The sequence below is a fragment of the uncultured Wocania sp. genome, from assembly GCF_964021735.1.
Classification (GTDB): Bacteria; Bacteroidota; Bacteroidia; order Flavobacteriales; family Flavobacteriaceae; genus Wocania_A.
This window is the reverse complement of the sequence record NZ_CAXIBN010000286.1, coordinates 1-2143: the sequence shown is the minus strand read 5'-3', so window position 1 is coordinate 2143 and position 2143 is coordinate 1. Positions and strand designations below refer to the sequence as shown.

The following is a 2143-nucleotide window of genomic DNA, read 5'->3' as shown; positions in this document are numbered from 1 at the left end:
TTTTTTTGATAAACTCAACGTTAATTCTTTAAAAAGGGTGAGTTTAAGTTGTAAAAGCATGCTGCCTTAGTCGCAGATCCTTGATCAGCTTGTTAGCCCTAAACTTGTTTTTAAGGAGTTTATACAAAACTTTATACCGGTGTAGGCTTTTTTATATATACTAACCAACAAATACAATGGAAATTAATTCGATAATATTAACTGCAGGAGGCATATTATTAGGGCTTATATTAGGATTTATTATAGCAAAAATGCTTGAAAAAAATAAAGCCTCTAAGTTAATAAGGGATGCTAAGCGAAGCGCATCTAACATATTAAAAGAAGCCAATACAGAAGGAGAATCTATTAAAAAAGATAAAATCCTTCAAGCTAAAGAAAAGTTTATAGAACTTAAATCTGAACACGAAAAAGTCATTTTATCTCGTGATAAAAAAATGGCCGAAACCGAAAAGCGTATTCGTGATAAAGAGTCTCAAATATCTAGCGAACTTTCAAAAAACAAAAAGCTTAACGAGAATGTTGAAGCTAAACAAAAAGATTACAATCATAGACTTGATGTTTTAGAAAAGAAACAAGTAGAGTTAGATAAACTTCATAAAAGCCAGGTGCAGCAATTAGAAGTTATTTCTAGTTTATCTGCAGAAGAAGCTAAAGAGCAATTGGTTGAATCTTTAAAAGGGGAAGCTAAAAATGATGCTATGGCATACATTCAAAGCTCACTTGAAGAAGCTAAATTAACTGCTGAACAAGATGCTAAGAAAATTATTATAAATACAATACAGCGTATTGGAACTGAAGAAGCTGTAGATAACTGTGTATCTGTATTTAATATAGAATCAGACGATGTTAAAGGACGCATCATTGGACGTGAAGGGCGAAATATTCGTGCTATTGAAGCAGCTACAGGTGTAGAAATTATTGTTGACGATACGCCAGAAGCTATAATCTTATCATGTTTTGATTCTGTTCGTAGAGAAATTGCTAGATTATCGTTACATAAATTAGTAACGGATGGTAGAATTCACCCAGCAAGAATTGAAGAGGTTGTTAAGAAAACACAAAAACAAATTGAGCAAGAAATTATTGAAGTTGGTAAACGTACGGTTATCGATTTAGGTATTCACAATCTACATCCAGAACTCATAAAAATGGTTGGTAGAATGAAATATCGTTCTTCTTATGGACAAAATCTTTTACAACACTCGCGAGAAGTTGCTAAACTTTGTGGTGTAATGGCGGCAGAATTAGGTTTAAATCCTAAGTTAGCAAAACGTGCAGGATTGTTACACGATATTGGTAAAGTGCCAGATGCCGAAGCAGATATGGAAACGCCACATGCTATACTTGGTATGCAATGGGCAGAAAAATATGGCGAGAAAGATGAGGTTTGTAATGCTATTGGTGCTCACCATGATGAGGTAGAAATGAAATCATTAATATCGCCCATTATTCAGGTGTGTGATGCTATTTCTGGTGCACGTCCAGGAGCACGTCGTCAAGTTTTAGATAGTTATATACAACGTTTAAAAGATTTAGAAGATATCGCCTTTGGTTTTACGGGTGTTAAAAAAGCTTATGCAATACAAGCAGGTAGAGAACTACGTGTAATTGTTGAAAGTGAAAAAGTAGATGACCAAAAAGCGGCAGATTTATCGTTTAGTATTTCTCAAAAAGTACAGACCGATATGACGTATCCAGGTCAGGTTAAAGTGACCGTTATTAGAGAAACTAGAGCGGTTAATATTGCTAAGTAGCTAATTCTTGTGAAAAGCATAGTATTAAAAAGTCCAGCAATAGCTGGATTTTTTAGTTTTACCAACAATCAACGGTTATTTTCGCGGATGATATTTTTCTACAACTTTAGTTAAATGGCTTTTATCTAAATGCACATAGATTTCGGTAGTTGTAATACTTTCGTGTCCTAGCATTAATTGAATTGAACGTAAATCGGCGTTATTTTGCAATAAATGTGTCGCAAAAGAATGTCTAAATGTATGTGGAGAAACACTTTTTTTTAATCCAATTTTTTCAGCTAATTGCTTAATGATGGTAAAAATCATAGCTCGTGTTAATTGTTTTCCTCGTCTATTTAAAAACAAGGTGTCATCAAAACCTGCTTGAATATTAATATGATTTCGTACTT

2 protein-coding genes and 1 other RNA gene are annotated in these 2143 nt (G+C 33.6%); 2 read left to right on the top strand and 1 reads right to left on the bottom strand.

What is annotated here, in order from left to right:
• Positions 1-12 precede the first annotated feature (12 nt).
• Positions 13-121: non-coding RNA, 6S RNA (gene ssrS, locus AADI82_RS15015), on the top strand.
• A gap of 55 nt (positions 122-176) precedes the next feature.
• A complete protein-coding gene (gene rny / locus AADI82_RS15010; RefSeq protein ID WP_034044852.1) occupies positions 177-1754 on the top strand; it encodes a ribonuclease Y in 1578 nt (525 codons plus the stop codon).
• A gap of 75 nt (positions 1755-1829) precedes the next feature.
• Here the strand turns inward: rny and AADI82_RS15005 are convergent.
• A partial coding sequence (locus tag AADI82_RS15005) for a tyrosine-type recombinase/integrase (RefSeq protein WP_341217218.1) occupies positions 1830-2143 on the bottom strand: 314 nt, incomplete at its 5' end.